Genomic DNA, 3,519 nt, shown 5'->3' with positions numbered 1-3,519 from the left:
TAGCCGATGCCCTTGGCCACGACCACGTCGGAAAGGCCGGTCGCGCGCGCGGCGATCCCGTCGCAATCCACGGTCTGGGCGATGTTCAGGCCGCAATGGCACACATAAACGCCCACGCGGGGGGTATCATGGGAGCGGTCTGCAGAAGGGGCTGATGCTGTCAAGGTCGTTTGCGTTGTCATGGGAATACCTATACATTTCTGATAGTGAAAATTATCCACCAGTTAACACGGATACGGAACGCCCAGGGCAGGATTGGGGAGGTGTTAAGTTTGAAGTGTTAAGTGTCAAGGGAAGGATTGAACCGATTTTAGAAATCGACAGCATACATTTGCTTAACACTTAAAACTTAACACTTTTTTCTCAACTCCCTTCCCAGTAGATCGTCCTGGCGATGGCGCTGACCAGGTCCAGGGTCTCCATCTGCAGATCCTCGGCGCGCATGGCGTCCTCCATGGCGCAGCGCAGATGGATTTGGCACTTGGGGCAAGCGGTGAGGATCATTTCGCTGCCGGTCTGGCGGGCGCTGGTAAGCCGTTTGACCTGCAGGGCCTTGGAGTAAGCATCGCATCCGGTCCAGGCGCTGTTGCCGCAGCACACCGCGCCCGTGCCCGACTCGGGCATTTCGATGCATTTAGTGCCGGTCATGCGGGCCAGCAATTTACGCGGCAAATCGGCACGACCGTCGAATCGGCTCTGGCGGCAGGCATCCTGAAAGGTCACCGTGGCGCCAAGGGGTTTGAAGCCCACCGCCGCCTTGTCGATCTCACGCTCCAGGAAGTCGTGAATGTGGGTGACGGTCAGCGGCAGGGTCACGCCGTTTGCCGGATAGTCATGGGCCAGGGTGCGATAGCACTCCGGACAGGCAGTGATCAGCTCGCTGGCGCCGCTCTCGGCAAAGGCCCGGGCATTGCGCCGCGCCAGGCGCAGGAAATTCTCGCGGTCGCCGGTCCACAACAGATCGTGGCCGCAGCAGATCTCGCTTTCCAGCACAATCGGTTCGACATCGAAAAAATTGAGCAGGCGCAGGCTGTCCTCCAGGATGCGGGCGGTCGCAACGCCGAGGAACTTATTGAAAAAAATGTCGAAATAAGGGGCGCAGCCACCGAAAAAGAGCACCGAGCCGTCCGGCCGGGTACGGATTTTTGCCGGCAGGTCCTGCCAGCGCCGGGGCGACAGCGTCTCGGCGGTCATGGCGCGCATCATGCTCTGGAAGAAGCCCCCGTGGGTGGGCGCCTCGGCCAGCTGGTGTTGCTGGTAGTAGGCGCGCATGGAGCGAATGAATTCCGGAAAATTGACCGCCGAGGGGCAGCGCTCGTAACAGACCCCGCAGGTCAGGCAGGCATTCACCGCCTGGCGCACGGAAAGGTCGTCGGCTTGTCCGGCGATGATGCGATTGGCGATCTCGCGCGGTGAGTAGGGTTTGCCCGCCAATGCCAGGGAGCAGGCCGAGGTGCATTTGCCGCAATCCTGGCAGGCAAACACATCGTGGGCCGCCACGATGGCCTCGGGCGTCATGGTCCCGGTCTCAACGACACCGACCGCTCGGCTGGTGGCCACGGGGCTGCGACCCATCTGGCGAATCCGGCGGGCAAAGGCCTGCAGATCGTCCAGCAGGGCCTGGGGTTGATCGGGCAGGAAATTCCCCAATTGCAGGCGATCGCCACCGATGCCCATCAGTTCGAGAATCCGGCGGGTTTCCGAGGTATTGTCCCGGGCATTGCGCGTGCCGCTGCCGTAACGGCACGATCCGGCTGGCAGCCCAAAAGGACCACGCCGTCGGCGCCCATTTCAAAGGAGCGCAAGAGCAGCGCCTTGGTGATCCGTCCGCTGCAGGGAATGCGGATCATGCGGATCTCGTTGGGGATCCTTGCCCCCTGGTCCTGCAGCTGCTGGTACGCCGCATGCGGGCCCCAGTTACAGAGAAACACGATGATTTTAAAATCAGGCATGGATCGTCCCTATCCTCTCACTCCCCTCCCAAACAGACAGTATCGATGGTCTTGTAAAAGTCGCCGTTTCTAGGGATTCGTAAGAAGCTCAAGATCAAGGCTTGCGAATCCTTAAGGAATGAGGCGTACTTTTACGTACGCCGCAGTGACGAAGGATTCTCGTAACGCCGATATTGGGTTTCTTACGAATCCGTCAGCATCTTCTCGACCGACATCTCCAAGTACACATGGTCCCGGTATGGGCTGTCGGCCGCGTCCGACGGGCAGATGGAGATGCAGTTGCCGCATCCCTTGCAAAGGCCTCGTCCACCTCGGCATGGTATCCGCCGACGCTATTGGGCCGCAAGGCGATGGCCTGGTACGGACAGACCACGAGGCAACGTCCGCAGCCGCGGCACAGGTCCTCCCTGACCTTGACGGAATAGCCCCGGCTGTGACGCGGTCCCCGGGGCATGGCGGCGGCAGCCTGAACGGCGGCGGCAGTCCCCTTGGTGCGCTTGGAAATTGCCACGCCGGGCGGATCGGCCAAAACAGGCCGGATATGGAGGTCATCCCCGGAAAAAGAAAGGGCGCGCCATTGTCTTCGCCGCTCCGGGCGGCCGTGTGCGGGCGCTGCTCGGGATGCCCATGCCGGCGACGATAAAGCGCAAGGTCGCGGGGCTTCCCGCCCAGGATGACACAACCCGCAGTAAACGTGCGATCCACGCCTTGGGTTTGGGTACGGACCTTGAAATTGCCGATGGTGCCCTGATGCGGGTTACTTGGGCATCGTCCAAGGCGTAGATGCTGGGATGCGCGATTTTCTCACCAGCGCCGCCGGCGGCGCCCATCAGAATCACGTCATGGCCGGCCCGGGCCAGGGTCATGGCTGCCGTCAAGGCGGCCTCGCTGCCGCCGATCACGGCCGTGGTGAAGTTGTAGTCGCGCGCCGGCGTGGGAAAGGGCAGCAAGTGGGCCGCATGGCTGATGGCGCGGTCCATGAATCCGACAAAGCGTTCCACCACCAGCTCCGGATGGTGCTTGAATAGTCGCAGCACCTCGCCACGCAGGTTGACGGTCTGCACCATGGAGCGGCTGATGCCGGTGCCGTTGAACAGACCGACCTTGAGGCGGCTGCGCTGGTCGGTGCAGGCACTGCAAATGAAATCCAGCGGGCAGCAGACGCACGAAGCCAGCACCACCCGGGTGAGCTCGCGCTCCCGCACGGTGCTCAGGATGTGGGCGATGCCGTCGGGCGTGCAGGCCGCATTCAGGGCCTCGGCGTGGACCATATCCGGCCGGTCGTGGAGCCATTGCAAGTAATTGTCCATGCCCTCCGACCAGCCCAGCGAATCGTTGCAGCGGCAGGCGAACACGCCCATGCGGATGGCCGGGTCCAGGCCCGGATCCGGGGGGATGAAGGCGATGCCATGACCCTTGGGGGCAGCGGCACCCTTGAGCAGCAGCATGGCCTTGGCCGCGGCCGCCTGGCCGCGCAGCAGCATGGCGAACACATCCGATTTGGCCGTCGCCGGGTCATAGGCGCGGATCACGTCCTCGCCACGGATGGGCGGCATCATCTCCGGAT

At 62.5% G+C, this 3,519-nt stretch carries 3 protein-coding genes and 3 pseudogenes; all 6 read right to left on the bottom strand.

Translation table 11 applies throughout. From position 1 onward, the window contains the following. The coding region (locus JCM12296_RS39425; protein WP_157068150.1) for a hypothetical protein at positions 1-182 on the bottom strand (182 nt) is incomplete at its 3' end. 181 nt (positions 183-363) lie between these two features. After that, entirely contained in the window at positions 364-1,272 is a 909-nt protein-coding gene (locus tag JCM12296_RS46640) for a (Fe-S)-binding protein (protein WP_340147890.1), read from the bottom strand. An 84-nt stretch (positions 1,273-1,356) separates the two neighbouring features. Then, a pseudogene (locus tag JCM12296_RS46635) lies at positions 1,357-1,952 on the bottom strand (hydrogenase iron-sulfur subunit); the annotation flags it as partial. A gap of 182 nt (positions 1,953-2,134) precedes the next feature. After that, a complete protein-coding gene (locus tag JCM12296_RS51190; RefSeq protein ID WP_422699212.1) occupies positions 2,135-2,275 on the bottom strand; it encodes a 4Fe-4S binding protein in 141 nt (46 codons plus the stop codon). Between the two features lie 32 nt (positions 2,276-2,307). Then, positions 2,308-2,406: pseudogene (locus JCM12296_RS51185) on the bottom strand (4Fe-4S binding protein); the annotation flags it as partial. A 94-nt stretch (positions 2,407-2,500) separates the two neighbouring features. Further along, positions 2,501-3,519, bottom strand: a pseudogene (locus JCM12296_RS40675) (hypothetical protein); the annotation flags it as partial.

Source organism: Desulfosarcina cetonica JCM 12296, assembly GCF_001311845.1.
Classification (GTDB): domain Bacteria; phylum Desulfobacterota; class Desulfobacteria; order Desulfobacterales; family Desulfosarcinaceae; genus Desulfosarcina; species Desulfosarcina cetonica.
Note: the sequence above shows the minus strand (reverse complement) of the source record. Positions and strands in the feature narration are given on the sequence as shown.

Coding starts and splice junctions, on each gene's coding strand:
- JCM12296_RS46640 (WP_340147890.1), bottom strand. CDS start 1,272: ATGCGCGCCTACTACCAGCAACACCAGCTGGCCGAGGCGCCCACCCAC.